Raw genomic sequence first — 1,478 nt, 5'->3', positions numbered from 1 at the left:
CTTGCTACGAACTCTGTCACCACGATCAAGATCGCGGCCAATGCTGTGACTGCGACTGAAATAGCCGCTAATGCAATCACGGTAGACAAGATCATTGCGAATGCTGTAACGACTGCCAAGATCGCTACCGGAGCAGTAACTGCGAATGAGATAGCAGCGAATGCAATCACTGCGGCTAAGATCGTGGCAGGAACTATCACCGCTACCGAACTTGCTACTAATTCTGTTACGACCATTAAGATCGCAGCCAGTGCTGTAACTGCGACCGAGATTGCTGCGAATGCGGTAACTGCGGACAAGATCATTGCAAACGCTGTCACGACTGCCAAGATTGCAGCCGGTGCGGTGACAGCCGACCAGATCGCGGCTAACGCCATTACCGCAAAATCGCTGGTCCTAGCCGATTTCACGAACTTGTGGATGAACCCCAATTTCGAGAATAACGCTGCCGGATGGATCGGACTTGCGGCTACCATCGCTCCCTACTCGGGAGTCGAAGGTAAGGGTGTGCTCATCACTGCGACGGGTACGACTGCTGCCGCTGTTGTCGCTGCCGATTACAACCAGATCATCGTAGGCTTGATGGCCTGCAAGGGTGGAGAGAAGCTGTCGCTTTCTGGCACCGTGACGCGAAAGTCTGGGTCTGCCGCCAAGTCTGGTCAGATGCAGATTCAGGTTCTGACCACAGCAGGAACGTCCTCGACGGTAACGGCACACACGCAACTTGCTGATGGCGACAACCCGACGGATTTCCTGCGGGAATATACGTTCCCTGCCAACGCTGTAGCGTTTCGTCTGCGTGCGCAAATGGCCGCTACGAACGTAGCCGGTGATGCCATTGCCCTGACAAATATCAGTGTTCGTCGGGTCAACACTGCGGATCTTATCGTAGACGGAGCGATCACCGCAAACAAGATTGCGGTGAATGCAGTGACAGCAGCAGCAATTGCAGCAGGCACAATCACTGCTGCGGAAATTGCAACGAACGCTATTACTGCAGACAAGATCATTGCGAATGCTGTAACGACTGCCAAGATCGCTACCGGAGCAGTAACTGCGAATGAGATAGCAGCGAATGCAATCACTGCGGCTAAGATCGTGGCAGGAACTATCACCGCTACCGAACTTGCTACTAATTCTGTTACGACCGTTAAGATCGTTGCAGGAGCAGTGACGGCTACGGAAATAGCTACGAACGCTATTACAGCAGACAAGATTATCGCTAACGCGGTAACGACTGCCAAGATAGCTACTGGAGCTGTGACTGCGAATGAGATTGCGGCTAACGCTGTGACCGCTGCGAAAATCGTAGCTGGGACTATCACTGCTACAGAGCTTGCTACGAACTCTGTCACCACGATCAAGATCGCGGCCAATGCTGTGACTGCGACTGAAATAGCCGCTAATGCAATCACGGTAGACAAGATCATTGCGAATGCTGTAACGACTGCCAAGATCGCTACCGGAGCAGTAACTGC

Annotated in this window: 1 pseudogene; it reads left to right on the top strand. The window is 52.8% G+C overall.

The features are described from left to right. Nucleotides 1-1,478, top strand: a pseudogene (locus GVL12_RS25630) (hypothetical protein); the annotation flags it as partial.

This window comes from Pantoea sp. 18069 (assembly GCF_902706035.1).
Lineage (GTDB): Bacteria > Pseudomonadota > Gammaproteobacteria > Burkholderiales > Burkholderiaceae_C > Comamonas.
Note: the sequence above shows the minus strand (reverse complement) of the source record. Positions and strands in the feature narration are given on the sequence as shown.